The sequence below is a fragment of the Gammaproteobacteria bacterium genome, from assembly GCA_022450155.1.
Taxonomy (GTDB): domain Bacteria; phylum Pseudomonadota; class Gammaproteobacteria; order Arenicellales; family UBA868; genus REDSEA-S09-B13.
The window spans coordinates 1-21,882 of the sequence record JAKUQR010000005.1 but is presented as its reverse complement, the minus strand read 5'-3'; the positions used below and the strand labels follow the sequence as shown (position 1 = coordinate 21,882).

Below are 21,882 nucleotides of genomic sequence, written 5' to 3'. Positions count from 1 at the left end.
ATGAAAGGCCTTATTCTAGCCGGTGGCGCGGGTACTCGACTGGCACCTGCCACAAATGTTTTGTCGAAGCAGTTACTGCCAGTTTACGACAAGCCGATGATCTACTATCCAATGTCGGTATTAATGCTCGCGGGTATAACGGATATTCTCGTTATCTCGACACCCGAGGACGTGCCTCGATTTGAAAAGCTGCTGGGCGATGGCAGTTCCTGGGGGCTGAATCTCTCTTACGCGATTCAGCCGTCGCCAGATGGGCTTGCTCAGGCTTTTCTTCTCGGCGCAGAGTTTATTGCGGATTCCGACTGCGCCCTGATCCTGGGCGATAACATCTTCTACGGCCATAATCTAAGCGATATTGTGCAACGGGCAGCTGAACAGCCTTGTGGTGCTACGGTTTTTGCTTATCCCGTCCAAGATCCAGAACGTTATGGGGTAGTCACCTTCAACAAAGAGGGTGTGGCGATAAGCCTGGAAGAAAAACCAGAACAGCCAGTGTCTAAGTACGCTGTGACAGGGTTGTATTTCTATGACACGCAGGTTGTTGATTTTGCACGTTCTCTTAAGCCTTCGGCACGAGGTGAACTGGAAATAACAGACCTCAACCGTATGTACCTGGCAAGCGGACAGCTGAACGTCGAGAATCTGGGGCGTGGAATCGCATGGTTGGATACCGGTACCCACCTGTCTCTATTACAAGCGGCGGTATTTATTGAAACCATAGAGTCAAGACAGGGACTGAAGATCTGTTGCCCAGAAGAAGTCGCCTATCGAATGGGGTACATTACTATCGAGCAACTCGAAGGGTTGGCCGCTACGTTGATAAAGAGCAGTTACGGCCAGTATCTCCAACAGGTCGTCAGCGACGAATACGACAACTAGCCTGTTTGCCTGGAAACAGTAACCATGCCACAAACCGTTTTCCGAATTGATTACACACAATTGAAGGTGTCTTTTGGCTTTGTTCGGTAGTTACCGGTCGAACCGTTTTGTCATCCATCAGCTCACCCGCCGCGCTGTTCTCACGCGCTACCGGGGTACAGCGTTGGGACTTATCTGGTCACTCCTTACGCCAATGCTTATGTTGGCGATCTATACGTTTGTATTCGGCCTGGTCCTAGAAATTCGCTGGCCTGCCCAAGAGGGTGGCTTAGCGCGATTTCCAGCAATATTGTTTTCAGGAATGATCATACATTCCTTACTGTCGGATTGTCTTATTCAGTCGACCACCGTCATCGCAGATAATCCACAATACGTTAAGAAAGTAGTTTTTCCACTGGAGGCGCTCCCCTGGGTGACGGTTTTGTCCGCTTTATTCCAGGCTGGTATTAGCCTCTTTGTATTAATCCTGTACTTGCTCGGCTTACTTTTGTTGGAAAACGACCATTCATTTGGCTGGTCTGTAGTTTTTATACCGCTGCCATTTGTAATGATCTCAATTGTGTGCTTAGGAATCGGTTGGTTTGTGTCTGCGGCAGCGGTTTACTTTAGGGATATTGGCCAGTTGATGGGCGTGATTAGTACAGTACTGTTTTTTATGGCACCAATCCTGTATCCCAAGAGTGCGTTGCCCGAGAGCATTCAGCCCCTTCTCTATCTAAATCCAATAACCTTTCCGATAGAGCAGTTACGAAACTTTTTATTGAAGAACGCCGCACCGGATATATTGGGAATCGGTATTTACACAGTCGTTGCGCTGGTGTTCGCCTATCTGGGATTCTTGTGGTTTGAAAGAGTGCGCAAAGGATTTGCAGATGTGCTCTGACACTGTATCGGCGTTGACAGTGACTGAGTTGGGGAAGGTCTATAGGATCTATAACCGACCGATGGACAGAATAAGGGAGCTGTATTCGATACGCGGTCGAAAATATCACCATGAGTTTACGGCGTTGGATAATATTTCGTTTGAGGTGTTTCAAGGTGAGACAATCGGAATTATCGGACCCAATGGGTCTGGAAAATCGACCCTGCTTGAGATTATCTCGGGTACCTTGTCTCCCACGCATGGTGAGGTCGTACGACAGGGCACAGTGTCTGCTCTGTTGGAACTGGGTGCAGGGTTCAATCCCAGATTCACAGGCCGTGAAAACGTCTATCTCAATGCTTCAATATTGGGTATTCCAAAGCATAGCCTGGAGGCTAAGTTGAACGAGCTTCTCCAATTTGCTGATATCGGAGCATTTATTGATCACCCCGTCAGCACCTATTCCAGTGGGATGTACGTGAGGCTGGCATTTGCAACAGCTATCAGTTCAGATCCAGATATTCTGATCGTTGACGAAGCGCTGGCCGTAGGTGATATCCGGTTCCAGCGTAAATGTTATAGGCGGTTCCAGGAGATGCAGGCATCTGGGAAAACAATACTGTTCGTCTCACATTCGGTCGAACTGATCCAAAATCACTGTTCAAGGGCTGTTTTTTTGAATGCAGGCAACATAGAAGCTATTGGAGAGCCCAAGGCCGTGATCCAGGCCTATCTGGAACACCTGTTCGGAAGTGAGGTTCAGCAACCGAGGAAGGTTGGCCCCAGTGAGGAAGCTACTGAAGGCGATCAGACGGATGCTGACACCAGCCCAGCCTGGGCTGCGCCAGCGTCATCCGATTTAGCTCAGGACCACTGTAAGCAGCGGCGATCATACAACCCTAACGAATATCGCTGGGGAGACCGGCGAGCAGCCATAATGGACTACCAGCTTAAGTCTAACTCTGGCGACGACCAGGTGGTATTCGAGTCCGGAGAAAACCTAGAATTGATGGTCCATGTTCGCTTTTTCCAGGAATTAACTGACCTGATCTATGGCTGCACTGTTAAAACTGTCGACGGCCAGACGGTCTATGGGACTAACACTAGGGAACGCGCTATAGATGTCAGCCATGGTAAGGCTGGAATGACCGTCGTCGTCCGTTTTCAGTTCGATCTAAACCTGGTGCCAGGTGAATATTTCATATCACTTGGTGTCGCGCTGGATGACGGAGAGCGTGACAACATCGCGATAGACCGTCGATACGACCTGATACATCTTACTGTCAGAGGTGACTATGGCGGATTTGGACTTGCTCAAATGAACATGTCCATTAGTGAAGTTTGATGGGCGGCCCACGGGTTGTTTCGGACCACAGGAGAGGATCACAGAGCAAAACGTATTTCAGGTCGAGCAGTGGTGATGTTACAGAATTCAAGCAATCCGCGCGGTTTACGACTATTCCCGGCAGAGATTGTTGGCCTTTACCAAGATAGGCGATCGATCAGGGGGCGGTTTTGAAACTGTCGAAATCGCGTTGATATGAACCCATACACCTGTCCGGCTGTTTCTGCCATCGTGGTTAATTACAATGCGGGTGCGTTCCTTGGGCTATGCATTGAGCGAATCAGAAAATCGACCCCAGCAGTGGAGTTGATCGTGGTCGATAATCACTCAAGGGATATCAGCAAAATTTGGGCACTGGGATGTAACGGGAGGCAAAATGAAAAATACATCCAAAACGATCGAAATCTGGGATTCTCTGCGGCCGTCAATATTGGCGCGTCGGTCGCATCAGGGGATATTTTGGTCGTCATCAATCCAGATTGCTTGGTGTGGCCACACACCATTGATCGACTGTGCAGATTGTTAAAGGATCAGCAAGAAGTCGGTTTAGTGGGTGGATTGGTATTTGGAATTCACGGGCGCGAGCAGGCAGGTTGTAGACGCCACGATGTGACGCTGATCCGAACTATTGGCAAGATGTTGGGCAAATTATTCCCACTCAGGAATATGCCAACAATAGATATGACAAACGAACCAATGCCACAAGATAGCATTGATGTGGATGCGGTGTCAGGTTCTTTTTTTGCCATCAGGAAGTCACTCTACAACGAGTTGGGCGGGATGGATGAAGACTATTTTCTTCATTTCGAAGATCTGGATCTCTGTCGGCGGGTCAGGGAAGCGGGGTCTAAAGTTGTGTTCAATCCAGGCGTATCGGCTGTACATGTGGGGGCTGTATCAAGCGGCGTTAATTCGGTTGAAATTGCCCGCCATAAGCATCACTCGCTGATGACTTACTTTAGGAAACATTCAAACCGGCATTCCTTCGCCGCTTATGCGATATCGTTGATGTCGCAGTCACATTTAAAGGTAAAAAGTTTGGCCGATCTTGCTAAACCCGAGGCGAGTTGCGGTAAAGATCCAGGTCAGTTCGAAGGCTCCTGGCCTGAGACAAACGGTAACGGTGTGCTCGTCATCGGAGCGCAGTCCCGATTAGTGCGTTCGGTTGTGATGCGACTGGCAGCCCGGGGTTACGTCGTATTTGTAGAAACAACCGACCCTCAAACAGCACCCCGAATACCTCGGGTTACCTGGATTACGTCAGAATACACTGCAAAGGTGCCTGACAGAGACTGGCCTGAGTTTAGCTGCATCATATGTTTAGGATCCGCTGATCGACTGACGACCTATCAACAGCGATTTGCACATCGAGCCTTCAGCTTACAGCTGCTGCTGGAGACCAGAGTTGAAGCCAAGGCAGTTGAACAAAACAGCACTGACGAGAAACCACCAGTGTCCGAAACAACAGCTGGCTGGCTCGAACGAGGGCCATTCGTCTTGCAGTCGTGGCTTAATCATGTCAGCCATAAAAACTATACTAATCTGCATAATAACAACATGTTAGATTCTATTTCTGATTCGAACAGTCAACATCAGTTTCTGATTGATGGTCACCAACGAGTCCATGTTGATGATATTTCAGAACTGTGTCTTGATGCCCTCGTCGGCATCAATGAGCAGGTGGCAGAAGCAAGCACCCACCATATCCTGAAGGACTGTTTGGGGCGGTTCAGTCGACGTATCCGACCTCTGTACAATTGAAAGATGGCTGTTGTTGTTTGTCACGACCTAAAACCGACATAACCTTATGACGCCTGTCTCCGCGCTGTTGCTGCTACTGAGTAGCCTCGCCACTTATAGCCTGCTGTCTTACCTTTTACAGCACAACTCGAGTATTCTGGTTCCAGATCGACCTAATACCCGCAGTCTGCACAGTCAAGTTGTTCCCAGGGGTGGTGGGATAGTGATTATTGTTGCGACAGTATCACTGATCGCAATTTATCAGTTGATCCTCGAATCGATCACTGTGTTGGATGTATTGATCGCACTGTTACTCGGGTGCATCGCAGTACTGGGATGGTTTGACGATCGGCGTAATTTGACGATCCGGTCGAGAATTTTCATACAGGTTGTGATCGCCTGCATCATGGTATATCTACTTGCGCGCTCACAGGGTATTCATATTGCCGGTTATCGTCTGGAGCAGCCCTACTGGCTGCTGTTTATTGAACTCGTGGTCTGGGTCGTGTGGATGACTAATCTGTTCAATTTTATGGACGGTATTGATGGATTGATCGCGACGCAGTCGACGATTGCGACAATCGTCTTGGCGTTCTGGTTCCACCAGGCAGGTGCCCCCAACCTTGTGTTGTTGAACCTGACGCTTGCGGGTGCTTTGATCGGTTTTTCTATCCTTAATTGGCGACCTGCGCGTGTTTTTCTCGGTGATATTGGAAGTCTTACATTGGGAATGTATTTTGCAGTAATGGGGATCATCGGCTGGACTTCATATCGCTTGCCGGTCGAAGCGTTTGTGCTTCTCTACGGTGTGGTGTTCTGTGATGCGACTCTAACACTTTCTGCCCGCATTCTAAGGCGTGAACGCTGGTGGGAAGCGCATTCGAGTCATTTCTACCAGCGACTGGTTCGTCTTGGCTATAATCACGCACAAGTGACATTGTTGGCTGTGGTGATTACGCTATGCTTGTCGATTTACGCTACGTTTCTGATCCACGGGTTCGGTCCACAATGGTTCTGGATCATGCTGGGCCTTGTGACACTGGCGGGCTGCGGACTGGCAGTGCGACGAAAAGAACGGGCGCGCCTTAGTCAAAATGAAGAGCAGTAACAGCGAAAACGCAGTCGAGGAGTTGAGGTACTACGCCGGTCGCTGGCCAGTGATCCTGCATGACGCGTTGATGGTCATCATCGCCTGGTTAGTGGCCTACTGGTTTCGTTTTAATCTCGATACTATCCCGCAGCCTTTTCTAGACCAGGCAATCGCAATGCTGCCCTTGGTGGTCCTGCTCCATGTGGCGATGTCGCTTGCATTTGCGGTTCCTAGAGGTGCATGGCGATTTACATCTGCGCCGGACGTCTCTGCCATCGTTAAGTCGGTATTCTTTGGAACAGCCTTGATCGCGGTTGCGATTTTTCTTGCAACCCGGCTTGAGGCTGTGCCGAGGTCTGTCTTTCCACTACATAGTGTGCTGCTTATCGGATTGCTGGTAGCCAACCGGTTGATTTATCGCGCTTATCACACACGCGCTGGACCGAGTGGGTCCGGTAAGCGGGTTTTAGTAATTGGTGCTGGTGTGGCTGGCGATATGTTGGTCAGGGATCTCAGGAACTCAACACCGGTACTGTACGAGCCGATAGCCTATCTAGACGACGATCCGGATAAGAAAGGACGCCATATTCAGGGAGTTCGGGTGGTTGACGCGTGTTCAGCGTTACCCAGAGTGGCCAAAGAGTTACGCATCGAACTGGTATTGCTTGCGATACCCAGTGCCGTGACACAGGACATGCGGCGTATCGTAGATTACTGTGAGCAGGCGCAGGTCTCCTACCGTACCTTGCCTAAGGTGCAGGACATACTGGATGGAACTGCTCGCAGTCGGGATCTGAGACCAGTCGCGTTGGATGATCTATTGGGTCGAGATCCGGTGTCGCTCGATATCGACCTAATTTCAAGCGGCCTGACCGGTAAGAACGTGCTCATAACGGGTGCGGGAGGGTCCATTGGCAGTGAGTTATGTCGCCAAGTGGTTCGATTGAACCCGGCATCGCTGATATTGCTGGACCAGAGTGAATTCAACTTGTATAGGATCGGTCACGAAATAGAGAACAAGCACCCGGATATAGCATTACATGCGCGGCTGGGAGATGTATGTGATGAACCCGGGGTCAGAGCAGTATTCAACCAGTATATGCCGGATATCGTGTTTCATGCGGCAGCCTACAAACACGTCCCTTCGCTGCAAGAGCAAGTCCGGGAAGCTGTCCGAAATAATGTGGTTGGGACAGATGTAATGGCGCGAGTGAGTTGTGAAACTGGTTGCGAAAAATTTGTTCTGATTTCGACCGATAAAGCGGTCAACCCGACGAGTATCATGGGTGCAACCAAACGCATGGCTGAGGTCCTGGTTCAGGCTCGAAACACACAGTCCGGGGTCGCTTTTATAACCGTACGTTTCGGTAACGTACTGGGGTCTGCGGGCAGTGTGGTACCGCTATTTGAGAAACAGATCGAAGAGGGCGGACCAGTCACCGTCACCCATCCCGATGTGACGCGATTCTTTATGACAATATCGGAAGCGTGTCAATTGATCATGCAGGCGTGTGTTCAGGGACAGGGCAGTGAAATATTTGTGCTTGACATGGGGGAACCGATCAAGATTTCCTATCTCGCAAAACAACTCATTCGTATGGCCGGCCTGATACCCGGCCGAGAGATTGAAATTGTTTATACCGGCCTTCGACCAGGCGAAAAACTGGTGGAGGAACTGTTTCATCACGAGGAGATACTTGGGAAAACACTGCACCAGCAGATCAATCTAGCTGAAAGTAGGGTCCTAAACAGCGATTCAGTTGTGAATGCTGTTAGGTTGCTGACTTCTAAATGTCAGCAATCCGACACTGATGCAATCGAGCAGATCATGAAGGAATTAGTGCCGGAATACATGCAGAGAAAACTAGTGGAGGAGACTGACTCTGCCCAAGTGATCAGTTTCTCGCGTTGATAGTTCACCTCTGGTACAACGGTATAGCCGTGAACCTGGCAGAGTCTGATTCAAACCATAGGTCTGGGTTAGCCGCTAAAACAGGCACTAGCTCTGATTCATGAGTTATCCCCCAATAGAGCCAACAACTTTTTTGTGTAGGTGATTTTATCTTGTGGCAGGGGCACAGATGTAGTGATCTTTAGCGTATAGGTGCCTTGCATGCGGATCTCACCGTTGCTGGATTCAAGAAGGTCAACGATACAAATTGGATTCAGCAAGGTATGTTCGGAAAATTTCACAAAGCCACCTTTGTGTCCCAGTTGAATTTTCTCTATCCCAAGGCCGGTCGCTATTAACTTGATGTCGCTGACAGCAAAGACCGACTTTGCGGCCTCGGGCAGCAGGCCAAATCGGTCGAGTGTCTCCAACTGCAAGTCATACAGTTCTTCGGCAGTTCGTGCATTTGCGATTCGCTTATACAGCAACAATCGGGTATGGACGTCGGGCAGATAACTGTCCGAGAAAAGAATTGGCAGATCGAGGTCGACCTCGGTTCGAACTGATTCGTAGAGAACGTTTTCGTTGTCGTCTGGGAGTTTCGTTAGATCCCTGACAGCACGATTGAGGTAATCAGCATAAAGGCTAAATCCAATATCATCGATTGTTCCGCTTTGTTCCTCTCCGAGGAGTTCTCCAGCACCTCGGATCTCGAGATCGTGGGATGCCAGTGCAAATCCTGCACCGAGTCCTTCTAGGGAAGCGATTGCTTCAAGACGTTTTGATGCACTCTCAGTTATCGGTATTTCATCGGGTATAAGTAGGTAGGCAAAGGCCTGTCGACTTGACCGCCCGACACGCCCTCTGATCTGGTGCAGTTGTGCAAGCCCCAGACGATCGGCGCGATCGATCAGTATGGTATTGGCGTTGGGAATATCGATACCACTTTCTATGATGGTGCTACACACCATCAGGTTGAATCGCTGTTGTTGAAAGTGTCTCATCACGACTTCAAGTTCCGATTCCGGCATCTGGCCGTGCGCGATTCCAATGGTTGCTTCTGGGACGAGAGCCTGAAGCGCATCTCTTACGCGTCCGATAGATCTGACCTGGTTGTGTAAGAAGAAAATCTGTCCGCCACGGTTTATCTCTCTCAGGCAGGCCTCCCGAATAAGACCATCGTGCCTGATTCGGATGAATGTCTTGATAGCGACGCGCTGTTCGGGTGGTGTAGCAATCAGTGAAATGTCACGGACCCCAGCCATGGTGAAATTCAATGTCCTGGGAATCGGGGTTGCGGTGAGTGTCAAGATATCCACGACCTTTCGAAGTTTTTTGATGTGCTCTTTTTGGCGTACGCCGAACCGGTGTTCCTCGTCTATGATTAACAGTCCTAGATTCTTAATAGATACATCGGGCTGTAACAGGCGGTGTGTTCCGATTACGATATCTAGGGAGGCGTTATGAAGATTTGCCAGGGTCTTTTCAACTTCTTTGGTGGTCTGCAGGCGGGAAATACATCGGATACTCACAGGCTGGTCGGAAAAACGATCGAGAAAAGTATCAAAGTGCTGTTGTGCCAGTAACGTTGTGGGCACCAATAATGCAACCTGTTTCCCATTGTGAACCGCTACAAACGCAGCTCTAAGTGCAATTTCGGTTTTGCCGAATCCAACATCGCCACAGACCAGCCGGTCCATTGGCCGATCGGATACCAGGTCACTCAGAACATCCTCCATCACGGTGATCTGGTCAGGCGTCTCTTCGTGAACGAACTTTGATACGAACTCCGAGTATTCCGGCGTCGGTATAGCGAGGGCGTTGCCGGTTCGAGACGTCCGGATTGCCTGTATTTCCAACAGTTCGGCGGCTGTGTCGCGGGTGCGCTTGACGGCTCTGACTTTAGCTTTGGCCCATTGTTCGGACCCTAGTTTATGCAGTGGCGCAGTCTCGGAGTCGCCGCCCAGGTATCGGCTTACCAGATGCAGGTTCAAGATCGGCACGTAAAGTTTGTCGCCACCCTGATAATCGATAACCATCAGTTCGCTCTCGTGCTCCAATATGCGCATGACCTTCAAGCCCCTGTAGCGCCCTACACCGTGATCTTCATGGACCACCGGATCGTCAATCTTCAGTTCGGCAAGCGACTGGATGATACTTTCAGGATCACGTGATCGGGCGGCACGCCTCGGTTTGTGAGTAATCCGCTCGCCAAATATCTGGGTTTCGGTCAAGACCTCCAACCCCAAGGCCCGAAAAACAGCACCGCGTTCGAGCCGACAGATTATTGTCGCGAGTTGGGGGCCATCCTCGTCCGCAAATTCAGTCCATGCATCCACTTTAGTCGGGTACATGTCACGACTTCCAAGAACCTCGTTAATGATGTCCTGTCGGCCCTGGGATTCAAACGCGAGTAGAGTCCTGCAAGGCGTATGTTGAAGATGTTGAATTACAGCACTGTACGGTTCGTTGCTTCGCGGTTCGACCCAAAAAATACCAGGTTTAACGCCCTCCGATTGCTCATGTGATTTTGTGTCTAGAAAGGCCCTGGTCTCAGTATCCACTCGCTGGATTATTTCGGTTGGCGAAGCGTACAGTTGTTCGGGTGGCAGGGGGAGTCTTTCGGGCACGAGACATGCCAGTTTATGACGGTCAATGATCGATGCCCATTGTCTGTCGACGCTGTCTCGAAAACCTTTGTCCAGGACCCACGTGACGTTAGAGGGCAGATGTTCAAACAGGGTATTGGTCTCGCCATAAAATAATGGCCAAAAGAAATCCAGACCCGCGGGTAGATTGCCTTTACTGATTTCTCGGTACACTAGATGCTTCTGTGGATCGCCTTCAAATTGACGCCGAAAATTGGCCCGGAACCGAGTGATCGCGTCGCTGTCTGTGGGATACTCCCGAGCAGGGAGGAGTTCTATGGAACTTCTGGTAGCAGACGATCTTTGTGACGCTGGGTCAAACAAGCGGATGGTTTCTAATTGGTCCCCAAAGAGGTCGAGCCTGAATGGGTCGCTACAGCCCATGGGGAAAATATCAACGACTCCGCCGCGAACTGCATACTCTCCCTGGTAAAGAACTTGCGATACAGATAGATATCCAGCCTCCTGAAGTCGTTTTCGAAGATTCTCTGGAACCACTGTCTGACCAGTCTCGAGTAAAAAGCTGTGGCCCAAGAAGTAGTCAGAAGGGGGGAGTCTTTGCATCAGTGCGGGTACGGTTGAAAGCAAGATGCCCCGTTCGAGATGCGGGATTTGAGCAAGTGTTCTCAGTCGGTCCGATATGACCTCTGGCTGAGGTGAAACAACATCATACGGCAGGCACTCCCAGTCTGAGAGAGACAATAGGGGTGGGGTAGAATGGTCCTGAATGAAGAAAGCTATTTCCTCCTGCAGGAGTTTCATCCGCCGAGAATCGTTGGCGATGACAACCACCGGCTTTTCCAGCCGATCAGCTAAGCGCGTTATCGCAAATCCCTCGGCGCTGCCATACAGATCAGGCCAGGGGGTGGCCTGGGTCGAATCGGAGCTTGGCTTGAATTCGTCTGGTAACGGGCGCATCGGGCAGCGTTTGCTTGGCCGCGGTGAGGTTATGGATTCTATCCTAATGACGCGTACGTGCTTGAATATCCTGTTAGAAAAAAGACATTATGGCGTTTAAGAACGGAGAGAGACTTTGGGCCGTTGTCCCTGCAGCAGGTCAGGGCAAGCGTCTCGGTGGCGCTGTTCCAAAACAATATCTAGAAATCGCCGGGTTGAGTGTTTTGGCCCATAGCTTGAACAGGCTGGCTGCGGTTGAACAGATCGATGACATTTTTGTTGGAATTTCTAAAACTGACAAACACTGGCAGAGGCTACCGTTGCCGGACGACACGCAGGTAGTTTGTTATACCGGGGGTCAATGTCGGGCGGAGACCGTGTGGTTGGGACTTCAAGCGCTACAGGGGTGCGCGGCTGCAGATGACTGGGTCCTTGTGCATGATGCAGCACGCCCTTGCGTGCGAATCGAGGACATTGACACCTTAATTTCAAAGGTAGTACCGTCATTCCAAGCTGGGCTACTGGCTGTACCCGTAACCGATACAATCAAGATTGCAAACCAGGATTCAACCGCGGACCAGACGATGGATAGAAGAATGCTCTGGCGTGCCCAGACTCCCCAATTGTTCCGGTTTCCTGTGCTGTTCGCCGCGCTACAGGCAGTAGCGCATAATCTGGAGTCGATCCCGGATGAATCAGCAGCGGTAGAAAGGTTGGGTCTAAAACCCCTGATCGTTCAATCCGCTGGGCAGAATATCAAGATCACAAACAGCAGGGATCTACAACTGGCAGAATTTTTGCTTGGTGAGCAATCATGAAGGACCTGATCAGAGTCGGTCATGGGTTCGATGCCCATCAACTGGGTGACCGGCGGGTGTTGATTCTTGGGGGGGTGGAGATACCCTATCACCAAGGTTTGCAGGGGCACAGTGACGCTGATGTTCTGATCCATGCGATTTGCGATGCGTTATTGGGTGCTTCAGGACTGGGAGATATCGGGAACTTGTTTCCAGATACTGATGATCGAAACCTAAATAGAAACAGCCGGGAGTTTCTGGTCGAGGTTCGCCGGCTACTCCAATCGCATTCAATTCGAGTGGTTAATGTCGATGCGACACTCGTAGCCCAGGCGCCAAAATTAGCACCATTTATCGATGCGATGCGATCAAACCTGTCTGCTGACCTTGAATTAGACCGAAGTCTGGTCAATGTAAAAGCGACCACTACCGAAGGGTTGGGGTTCACCGGACGCGCTGAAGGTATAGCGGCGCACGCGGTAGTTCTGGTTGAACAATCTATAGGTTAACGTCGAAGCAGGATATAGAAGGCGCCATAACCACCATCGACCGGTTGTGAACAGCAATAAGCCAAAACACGAGGGTGTTTTCGAAGCGTTTCAAGCGCGGTGGTTCGAACGACCGAGACTCGATCAGGAGAATTTCTCCCTTTCCCAGTGATTATCATAACGCACTGGTTGTCCGGGTTGTTACAGGACCCTATGAAGCTGGTGATCGCAGCGGGGGTGGAGGTCTGCGTGTACCCATGAAGATCAAGAACTTCATCGATCTTCAATCGACCTCGCTTAAGCTCCCTCAATGTTTTTTTCTGGACTCCGCTTCGGTAAAACAGATCACCATCAAGATCCACCTTTCCAGAACTGGATATCGCACCTGCCTCAGGCGGCGCGCCGGCACTTCGTGGCTTGTTTGATACGACCGGCGAGCCTTGATTACGAAGGGGCGTGACCCCCGTCACTGACTTTCTGAATAAACGATCGGGATCGTGCATCATAAGGCCGTCCATCAGTTAGATTGTTCGGTTAAAAAACGTTCTGCATCCAGAGCAGCCATACAACCCGAACCCGCCGAGGTTACGGCCTGGCGATAGACGTGATCCGTGACATCTCCCGCTGCAAAAACTCCCGGGATACTTGTTGCCGTAGCTTCTCCATTCAGTCCTCCGTTGGCCACAATGTACCCGCCATCCATCTCTAGTTTATCTTTGAAGATATCTGTATTGGGATTGTGACCAATCGCGATGAACACCCCATGAACGTCGAGCGTTGATTTCTTGCCCGAATTAACGTCTTTTATTCGAATACCAGTTACGCCTGCCGTGTCTCCCACTACTTCATCAAGTGTGTTGTTCCAGTGGATGACTACATTTCCATCACCATCGGATCGGGCAAACAGTTTATCCTGCATGATCGCTTCAGCCCTGAGTTGCTCACGGCGGTGAACCAACGAAACAGTAGAGCAGATATTTGAAAGATAGAGAGCTTCCTCAACAGCTGTATTCCCACCTCCAATGACGGCAACGGGTTTGTCTTTGTAGAAGAACCCATCACACGTGGCGCATGCCGAGACGCCTTTTCCTTTGTAGGTTTCTTCTGATGGCAGTCCCAGGTACCTTGCCGATGCACCGGTCGCAATGACTAGTGCATCACAGGTGTACGTCGCCGAATCGCCATGCAGGTGGAATGGCCTATGGTCCAATTCGGCATCATGAATATGGTCGAATATAACGTTGGTATCAAAACGTTCCACATGCGCCAACATACGTTGCATTAACTCGGGTCCCTGGACACCAGTCGAATCTCCCGGCCAATTGTCCACATCTGTGGTTGTCACGAGTTGACCGCCCTGTTCAATACCCGTTATGAGGACTGGGCTCAGATTTGCCCGGGCAGCGTAGAGGGCAGCGGTATAACCCGCGGGACCAGATCCGAGGATCAACAATCGGCTGTGGTTTTGTTTTCGCATGGCGGGTGGTTTTAACTGGTGCGGTCTAGTCAAAGTAGGGGGGAATTAAGCAATGCGAGATCATCAACGAATCCGAAGGCGCTATCATAATGAGTTTAAATCGATACCGATAGGGGAGCATTACCCAGATTAAGCGCTGCTCTTGCATATTTCGATATAATTACACCGCCTCATTTTTTTACCAATCTGCTTATCGATCACTGTGGCCCAGGCGAAGTCGCCCAAACAAGTGGAACGGACTCATGTCCGTGTGTCACCAAGACTGTTGCGTTTGGGCAAGGAGGTGTTGGTCATTGCTCTGGGTGCATTCACAGCCTATCTATTGGTTTGTTTGGTGAGTTATTCAAGCAGCGATCCTGGTTACACGCACACGGGAGTCAGTAATGACGTCCAGAACCTTGGCGGCAGATTCGGCGCCTGGTTTTCAGACTTGGTGCTGAATGCATTAGGTTACTCCGCCTACTTTTTACCGATCCTGTTTGGTGTGGTGTGTTGGCGACTGTTGCGTGGATCGGACAGTGAAGGTATGGGATATTCCAAGCTGGTTCATGGGGCCGGTATGATATTCGTGCTTCTGTCAGCGTGTGGTATCGAATTCCTACATTACTTCTCCTGGTCCCGCACTATGCCGTTCGAGTCAGGTGGCTGGATCGGCATGTTGGCGGGGGCGTGGGCTTCTGATTCATTTGGGATAGTCGGTGCAACGGTTGTATTTCTGGTGGTCTTTATTGCTGGGATTTCCTGGTCTATGGACGTCAGCTGGTTCACGATCATGGATAAGGTTGGAGAATTGACCTGCAGGTGTTCTGAGAGGATATGGCAACGGGTAACGATTTGGTTTGATGAGGTACGGGGATCCAGGCTCAAACGAAAACGACAAGATACAGTGGCAGAAATCAACCGGAATCGTGCCAAGAAACGTCCCCCGCGTATAGAGCCTAAGGTCACTGAAACCAGGGAGAGCGCCCGTATCTACAAGGAGAAGCAGGCGCCAATCCCTATGTTTACAGAGGATAAGGTCCCGCAGGGGTCACTACCGGCACTAGGCCTGCTTGATAAACCAGATGCGAAGGTTCAGGGATACAGCAAGGAAACCTTGGAAATGATGTCCCGGTTGGTTGAGAAAAAGCTCATGGACTTCAACATCGATGTGCGAGTGGAATCAGTTCAGCCAGGGCCCGTGGTCACCCGTTTTGAAATCGATCCGGCACCGGGTGTTAAGGCAAGCCAGGTGGTGAGTCTGGCTCGGGATCTTGCCCGTTCATTGTCGGTGATCAGCGTCAGGGTGGTTGAAAATATTGCCGGCAAAACATACATCGGACTGGAGATTCCTAATGAGCTGAGGGAACCCGTGTGCCTGCTTGAGGGATTGGCTTCTGAAGTCTATGAATCGAGTAAAAGCCCTTTGACGCTCGTGCTGGGTAAGGACATTTCAGGGCAGCCCGTAATCGATGATTTGTGCAAGATGCCGCATTTACTGGTAGCAGGCACCACGGGATCAGGAAAATCGGTCTGCATCAATGCGTTGATTTTAAGCATTGTTTACAAGTCGACTCCAGAGGACGTTCGACTGATCATGATCGATCCCAAAATGCTTGAATTGTCTGGTTATGACGGAATACCTCACCTACTGACACCGGTTGTCACTGATATGAACAAAGCCGCCAACGCGCTTCGCTGGTGCGTGGGCGAAATGGATCGCCGATTCAGGCTGATGGCGTCCCTCAGTGTCAGGAACATTATGGGGTACAACCGTAAGGTTCTCGCTGCGATAAATTCCGGAAAGCCGCTTCCGGATCCTTTCTATGAGCCAATCGGTGGCGAGGGAGACCGCCAGCCACCGACGCTGGCAAAAATGCCCTACGTCGTGGTGATCGTAGACGAATTTGCCGATCTCGTGTTGGTGGTGGGAAAGAAAATCGAGGAGCTGATCACCCGGATCGCACAACGTGCAAGAGCAGCTGGTATACACCTGGTGCTGGCGACTCAACGACCTTCTGTGGATGTTGTGACAGGCCTGATCAAGGCAAATTTCCCAACCCGCATAGCATTCCAGATGAGTTCGCGTGCCGATTCTCGTACCGTTCTCGACCAAATGGGAGCGGAGCAACTGCTGGGGCATGGCGATATGCTTTTTCTGCCACCTGGTACCGGCTATCCAGTCCGAGTGCATGGTTCTTTTGTCTCGGATCAGGAAGTTCTGCGAGTCACACAACATTTACGCCAGAGTGGTGTACCCGAATATCTAGATGCTGTGATTCATTCGGAGGCCTCCCAGGAACTCGGCTCTGGACGAGACGACGCTATTGGGGGCGAAGGTGATCCGCTATACGACCAGGCGCTTGCATTTGTTGCTGAAACAAGACGCGCTTCAATCTCGTCGGTTCAGAGACACCTCAGGGTTGGGTATAACCGCGCGGCGAGAATGATAGAAGCCATGGAGGCTTCGGGCGTGGTCGGGCCACTCGAAAGTGGAAAACGTGAGGTCTTTGCGCCGGCCCCGGTTGAATAGATGACTCGACAAGAACAAGTGGCCACAATCCGCCAGGCTGTACGCTGGCTGTTTCTTTTCTTTTCGATGGGTGCCGGGCTGTCACCGGCATACGCAGGTGCAGATGGGTTTGACCAGCTTGATCGGTTTTTTGAGGAGGTCAGTACGCTCAAGGCCAGTTTCACCCAGGTAATTCTTGACGAAAATTTACTGGCACTTGAAGAGTCCAGCGGACTGCTCTGGATCGCTCGCCCAGGCCGATTTCGGTGGGATTATGACTCTGTTCACTCGCAGACGATTGTGGCTGATGGTGAGGTGCTCTGGGTTTACGATGTTGAACTGGAGCAGGTCACTCGCAGGGGGCAGGAGACTGCGATTGGACAAACTCCCGCGGTGTTGCTTTCCGGTGGGCAGCAATATCGGAAAGACTACAAAGCAACAGTTCTGGGGAGACAAGGTGCGGTTAACTGGATCTCACTAGTCCCCAAGTTAAGCGATGGAAGTTTTGCAGAGATTCAATTGGGTTTCGAGGGTGATACGCTTCGACTTATACAATTGCTGGACGAACTCAATCAGATCACGCGAGTAACACTGTCCGATGTGGTCGAAAATGAACCGATCCCCGATAGCGTATTTCAGTTTATTCCGCCTGCTGGCGTCGATGTCATAGGCGATGTTGAATAGATAGGATGTTGCAGTTACTGGTCATAGGATGCGGTGGTGCTGTCGGAGCGCTGATGCGCTATGGATTAGGATTGCGTATCACTCAATTCGCGGGAAACGGCTTTCCGTGGGGTACGTTAGTCGTCAATATAGCCGGGTGTTTTTTTGCCGGACTGGTCCTAGCGCTGTTTGTCACGCGAATACCTTTAAGTGACCTCTTAAGAAACGGGCTACAGATCGGGTTGCTTGGTGGATTTACAACGTTTTCGGCATTTTCCGTAGACGCCATCACTCTATTTGAACAGGGTTTGTGGCTACGTGGCTTGTTGTACATTGTTACAAGTGTTGTTGTATCCATACTGGGTGCCTATCTGGGAATGGGTGTAGGTCGGAACTTTTGATAGCAAAGTCTTGAGGTAAGTCGAAGATGCTTGATCCGCAACTGCTCCGAAGTAAAACAGAGGAAGTGGCAAGACTGCTGCAAGCCCGGGGGTATTTGCTTGATACTGAACGGTTCCAGAGACTGGAGGAGGACCGAAAACAGCTCCAGATCAAACAGCAGGAGCTGCAACATTCCCGTAACCAAATCTCAAAAGAAATCGGCAAACTTAAGGCATCCAAAGAGGATGCATCTGAACTTATCAAGACAACCGAACTGCTCGGAGGAGAACTCAAAACTGTCAGCGATCGCTTGCAACAGATACAGCTTGAACTCAATGACCTGACTGCAGACGTGCCAAATATTCCTCATGAGAGTGTGCCGGCCGGCGAGTCAGAGGATGATAATGTCGAACAAAGGCGATGGGGTGAACGCCGTGAATTTTTGTTTGAAATATTTGACCACGTTCAACTTGGCGAGGACCTGGGGATGTTGGACTTCGAACAGGCTGCGAAGCTGACCGGTTCGCGCTTTGTCGTGATGACAGCAGGTCTCGCTCGACTACATAGAGCGCTGATTCAGTTTATGTTGGACCTTCACACCCAGGAGCACGGGTATGAAGAGACCTATGTGCCGTATCTGGTTAATGCCAGTTCCTTATTCGGTACAGGACAGTTGCCAAAGTTTGAGCGGGATCAGTTCGCAACCGATACCGACCCTCGGTACTACCTCATACCCACCGCGGAAGTGCCAGTTACTAATCTTTATCGAGACGAAATACTCGAATCGACTCGGCTGCCCGTTCGACACGTGTGTCATACACCTTGTTTTCGAAGTGAGGCAGGATCTTACGGAAAAGATACCCGCGGTATGATCCGACAACACCAGTTTGAGAAGGTAGAGCTGGTCCAGATTGTTGAACCTTCGACATCATGGGCTGCCCTAGAGGAATTGACTGGTCATGCTGAGACCGTGCTACAGCTCCTCGAACTGCCATACAGGGTTGTTACCCTCTGCACTGCAGATCTTGGTTTTTCTTCTGCTAAAACCTATGACCTGGAAGTCTGGCTTCCCGGCCAGCAGAGATATCGGGAGATTTCCTCGTGTAGTAATTATGAGGCATTTCAGGCAAGGCGTATGCGGGCTCGATGGCGTAATCCTGAAACCAGTAAACCAGAGTATGTGCATACATTGAATGGGTCGGGTCTTGCTATAGGCAGGACGCTGGTGGCAATCATGGAGAACTATCAGAATGAAGACCGAACAATATCGGTTCCAGATGTACTGCGGCCCTATCTGGCTGGATGTGACAGGATCCAGAATGTCTGAAAGAGATGCGCTTAGTAGATCTGCCCCGGCGATGCCAGAGCTGGTCATTTAATCGAGCAAACTATCTCTCAGTCGTCACCGCCAAATATACCCAAGATGTGGAGCAGGCTGAGGAACAGATTGTAAATGGCGATATAAAGTGTGATGGTCGCCATGATGTAGTTTGTTTCACCACCGTGTAAGATCTGACTGGTCTGAAACAGAATGAGTCCGCTCATCAGCAGGATAAACATGGCGGATACCGCTAAAGACAATGCGGGAATGCCAAAAACTATGGCGCCTACTCCAGCGATAAATGCAACCAGGATGCCAGCAAACAGCATTCCGCCCAAAAAGCTGAAATCCTTGCGGGAACGTAAGGCGTAGGCTGAGAGGCCCAGGAAAATGACACCCGTACCGCCTAGGGCGGTCATTACCACCTGCTGGCCGTTCGGGACAGCGGTCAAATAGAAATCGATGATCGGCCCCAAGGTCAATCCCATGAAGCCTGTCAGAGCGAACACGAATAACAGCCCAAGAGCTGAGTTTCGAAATCGACGGGTCAGATAAAGTAACCCGAAATAGCCTATCAGGGTAATCACAAGGCCTGGATGGGGCCAGTTAAAGGCCATAGACAGTCCAGCGACGGCGCCACTGAAGAGCAGGGTCGCAGAGAGCAATCCATAGGTATTCCGGAGGACCTTGTTGTATTCCACAGCACTGGAGGCTGGTCGGAGAGAGACAATCTGTTCTCTGTTAAACATAACGTGCTATTGCTCCAATTAGGCGTTAGTTCACAAACCTATAATAAGCATTAGGATAAGGCCCTTTCTCAAAAAATCAAGCTTTTGGAAAGTCTAGTCAGCATAATAGTCATGCAATCTACTGAAGGGATCGAGTAGATAAGGAGGAATAGAACATGGGTCTACAAAGATTTAGTCCAACTATTACCTTGACCTATGAAGATCAAGAAGACGTGGTGTTCGAGTTAGAAGTTATTACAGATGTCGAGTTGTTAGATGAACCCGAGAACACCCGTGCATTTTCTGATGAATATAAGTTAGTCGAAGATGGTATACCGGAAGGGGAAGAGACTGACGAGTTGATGGAAGAACAGAGTGAACTGCTGGGTCAGTTATGGGAGGACGACTCCCACTGGTCTCATGCAATAGAACAGTGGTTTCTATCCGATGAGGAGTTTGCGGTGCTCGGGTTTGTTATCTCTCCTGCAAGAGATAAGTTGATAAGAGAAAGGAAGGTTCGACAGTTATTCCCCCAGGGGGATGGGTCTGAATCAGAGATTAGATTGATTGAACTGAAAGGAGACTACAACCATCTCAAGATGTGGGATAGAAGCAAATACGAAACCGGGTTAGGGGGAATTCTACAAATGAAGCAAGGAGTTCGCATACCGAATTTAGTAGAGGCATATGAATATCCGGAAGGTGTAAATCAAAAAATTAAACTTGCTGTGGCATTGTCCTATGCGGGTCACAAAGACGTTGTACTGAATTTAGAGTTGTACACAGATGAGTATGAGGACGAAGATGCAATGCTACAAGATGATGACGGTGATGGACCTGTAGTCGAGATATTTGTAAAGGAGTCTCTCACCAATATTGGAGTTAACCCGAAAACAGGGAGGTGGGATGATGATTCGATTCCATCGGTTCTAGATAGGTTGCTTTCTCATGGAGAAACAATTGAGAAACACCATATGCACGTTGTTCCTAGAATAGAAACAAAAAGTTATATACGAGAAGAACAGATTATTCCTGCATGTAACGAGAGGTGGGTATTGGTTAGTACAGATGGGGAAGTCAATGCAGATTGGGAGAAAAGAAATAACTGGAGAACGGACTGGAAAGATATTGACGTTAAGTTCATATCTACAGAACGTGTTGAAAATAGTTAAGAGAAATCAGTGGTCGTGATCTCGATTTCATACGGTTAAACAAATAGAATTGACCCTGCATCATCGGTTACTCAATACCGTAACGAGAACAACTCTGAGAACACTTCTAAGACGGTTTTGACTGTTGCAGATGGTTACTTCACTAAACACGGCAAAAACAAACAGTTCTTTGCACATAAGTGAAAAGTCACAATCTTTGAGTAGATGGGGATGCTCAGTGATCTGAAATGTCAGGAAAGAGAATCTACTGAATCTGTAACCATTTGGAGTCAATTCAAGACTCCTTGAACTCCCTAATTCCCGGTAGTATTGTGTGGATAGGACTAATGAAAGTCCTGGGGTATTACAACCATGAAACTAAAACAATCATTCTCTGTTGTCGGTCGCCTCCTCTTTTTGACAGTGGGTATGTCGTGGGAGGTGGGTGCGTTTGATAAGAGATTTGAACAAACTCAAGGTAACTTCCGAATCATCAAACTAGATTTATTTGGAAACGGGCTATTCTGAAAACAAGTGATTCCAGAACAGCTGGATCGACTGTTCGGAAACGCGATAAAACAAGGGTTTTCTAGACCCACTTTCTGCTACCTTTTCCGAACCCTCTCCTCTGGGTATGATCGCCCCGTGAAAGTACTAGTTTCTAAGCTCGATCATCATCCCCTCAACAGGAAGGTCTATATCCTGTCAGACATCGATGATCTGGCCTCAAGTATTCAGGAAGTAGGTCTCCTCCAACCCCTGGTCATCGATGAAAAGAACAGGGTGATCTCAGGAAATCGCCGATTGGTCGCTATTCAACAACTCGGGATCAAGACGGTCGAAGTCGAGAAAGTCAAAGTTTCGAACCAGGAAGTTGGGAAGTTACTCGTTCATCACAACAAACAAAGGGCCAAAACCCACCGAGAACTCCTGAACAAATATCATCTCCTAAAGAGATATTACTCAGTGGGTCAGGGACGGCGAACGGACCTCAAATCAACTTCTGTTAGGCCTAACAAAAGTTCCTCTAGGG

The 21,882-nt window shown here is 49.8% G+C and carries 18 protein-coding genes; 14 read left to right on the top strand and 4 right to left on the bottom strand.

Annotation, left to right across the window (positions count from 1 at the left end; all coding sequences use genetic code 11):
- The 6 genes from rfbA (at position 1) to MK323_03830 (ending at position 7,828) form a co-directional block, all read left to right on the top strand.
- The gene (gene rfbA, locus MK323_03855; GenBank protein ID MCH2481293.1) at positions 1–879 is read left to right on the top strand and encodes a glucose-1-phosphate thymidylyltransferase RfbA; all 879 of its coding nucleotides are present in this window, start codon (positions 1–3) and stop codon (positions 877–879) included.
- Positions 880–1,042: 163 nt separating this feature from the next.
- On the top strand, positions 1,043–1,762 hold the full coding sequence (locus MK323_03850; protein MCH2481292.1) for an ABC transporter permease: 720 nt from the start codon (positions 1,043–1,045) through the stop codon (positions 1,760–1,762).
- Complete coding sequence (locus tag MK323_03845; protein MCH2481291.1) at positions 1,752–3,086, top strand: ABC transporter ATP-binding protein; 1,335 nt, start codon at positions 1,752–1,754, stop codon at positions 3,084–3,086. Before MK323_03850 ends, MK323_03845 begins: the two co-directional genes overlap by 11 nt.
- A 195-nt stretch (positions 3,087–3,281) precedes the next feature.
- Positions 3,282–4,847, top strand: a complete 1,566-nt coding sequence (locus MK323_03840; GenBank protein ID MCH2481290.1) for a glycosyltransferase family 2 protein — start codon at positions 3,282–3,284, stop codon at positions 4,845–4,847.
- Positions 4,848–4,893: 46 nt separating this feature from the next.
- Positions 4,894–5,934, top strand: a complete 1,041-nt coding sequence (locus tag MK323_03835; protein MCH2481289.1) for a glycosyltransferase family 4 protein — start codon at positions 4,894–4,896, stop codon at positions 5,932–5,934.
- On the top strand, positions 5,921–7,828 hold the full coding sequence (locus MK323_03830; protein MCH2481288.1) for a polysaccharide biosynthesis protein: 1,908 nt from the start codon (positions 5,921–5,923) through the stop codon (positions 7,826–7,828). The genes MK323_03835 and MK323_03830 overlap by 14 nt, the downstream gene beginning before the upstream one ends.
- A 98-nt stretch (positions 7,829–7,926) precedes the next feature.
- Here MK323_03830 and mfd read toward each other — a convergent pair whose 3' ends face one another.
- Complete coding sequence (mfd, locus tag MK323_03825) at positions 7,927–11,373, bottom strand: transcription-repair coupling factor (GenBank protein MCH2481287.1); 3,447 nt, start codon at positions 11,371–11,373, stop codon at positions 7,927–7,929.
- A gap of 89 nt (positions 11,374–11,462) precedes the next feature.
- Here mfd and ispD point away from each other — a divergent pair, with 89 nt between their 5' ends.
- Both ispD and ispF read left to right on the top strand, forming a co-directional pair.
- Positions 11,463–12,170 (top strand): 2-C-methyl-D-erythritol 4-phosphate cytidylyltransferase, encoded by a 708-nt coding sequence (gene ispD / locus MK323_03820; protein ID MCH2481286.1) that lies wholly within the window; start codon positions 11,463–11,465, stop codon positions 12,168–12,170.
- A 5-nt stretch (positions 12,171–12,175) separates the two neighbouring features.
- Complete coding sequence (gene ispF, locus MK323_03815) at positions 12,176–12,658, top strand: 2-C-methyl-D-erythritol 2,4-cyclodiphosphate synthase (protein ID MCH2481285.1); 483 nt, start codon at positions 12,176–12,178, stop codon at positions 12,656–12,658.
- Here ispF and MK323_03810 read toward each other — a convergent pair.
- Both MK323_03810 and trxB read right to left on the bottom strand, forming a co-directional pair.
- The gene (locus MK323_03810; GenBank protein MCH2481284.1) at positions 12,655–13,155 is read right to left on the bottom strand and encodes a Smr/MutS family protein; all 501 of its coding nucleotides are present in this window, start codon (positions 13,153–13,155) and stop codon (positions 12,655–12,657) included. The two genes, ispF and MK323_03810, sit on opposite strands and share 4 nt — an antisense overlap.
- A complete protein-coding gene (gene trxB, locus MK323_03805; GenBank protein ID MCH2481283.1) occupies positions 13,155–14,114 on the bottom strand; it encodes a thioredoxin-disulfide reductase in 960 nt (319 codons plus the stop codon). The genes MK323_03810 and trxB overlap by 1 nt, the downstream gene beginning before the upstream one ends.
- Before the next feature lie 172 nt (positions 14,115–14,286).
- On the opposite strand from trxB, the gene MK323_03800 reads away from it, so the two are divergent.
- Genes MK323_03800 through serS form a run of 4 tightly spaced genes read left to right on the top strand, consistent with a single transcriptional unit; the run spans position 14,287 to position 18,976 of the window.
- Positions 14,287–16,626: a DNA translocase FtsK 4TM domain-containing protein gene (locus MK323_03800; GenBank protein ID MCH2481282.1), complete on the top strand. Its 2,340-nt coding sequence runs from the start codon at positions 14,287–14,289 to the stop codon at positions 16,624–16,626.
- Complete coding sequence (lolA, locus tag MK323_03795) at positions 16,627–17,289, top strand: outer membrane lipoprotein chaperone LolA (protein ID MCH2481281.1); 663 nt, start codon at positions 16,627–16,629, stop codon at positions 17,287–17,289.
- Between the two features lie 5 nt (positions 17,290–17,294).
- On the top strand, positions 17,295–17,669 hold the full coding sequence (crcB, locus tag MK323_03790) for a fluoride efflux transporter CrcB (GenBank protein ID MCH2481280.1): 375 nt from the start codon (positions 17,295–17,297) through the stop codon (positions 17,667–17,669).
- A gap of 26 nt (positions 17,670–17,695) precedes the next feature.
- Entirely contained in the window at positions 17,696–18,976 is a 1,281-nt protein-coding gene (gene serS / locus MK323_03785; GenBank protein MCH2481279.1) for a serine--tRNA ligase, read from the top strand.
- Between the two features lie 68 nt (positions 18,977–19,044).
- Here the strand turns inward: serS and MK323_03780 are convergent, their stop codons facing one another.
- Positions 19,045–19,719 carry a Bax inhibitor-1/YccA family protein gene (locus tag MK323_03780; protein MCH2481278.1) on the bottom strand — a complete coding sequence of 225 codons (675 nt, stop codon included), beginning with the start codon at positions 19,717–19,719 and terminating at the stop codon, positions 19,045–19,047.
- A 155-nt stretch (positions 19,720–19,874) separates the two neighbouring features.
- Here MK323_03780 and MK323_03775 point away from each other — a divergent pair, with 155 nt between their 5' ends.
- Both MK323_03775 and MK323_03770 read left to right on the top strand, forming a co-directional pair.
- On the top strand, positions 19,875–20,870 hold the full coding sequence (locus tag MK323_03775; protein ID MCH2481277.1) for a hypothetical protein: 996 nt from the start codon (positions 19,875–19,877) through the stop codon (positions 20,868–20,870).
- A gap of 513 nt (positions 20,871–21,383) precedes the next feature.
- Positions 21,384–21,882, top strand: a 499-nt coding sequence (locus MK323_03770; protein ID MCH2481276.1) for a ParB N-terminal domain-containing protein, incomplete at its 3' end; no start/stop codon positions are given.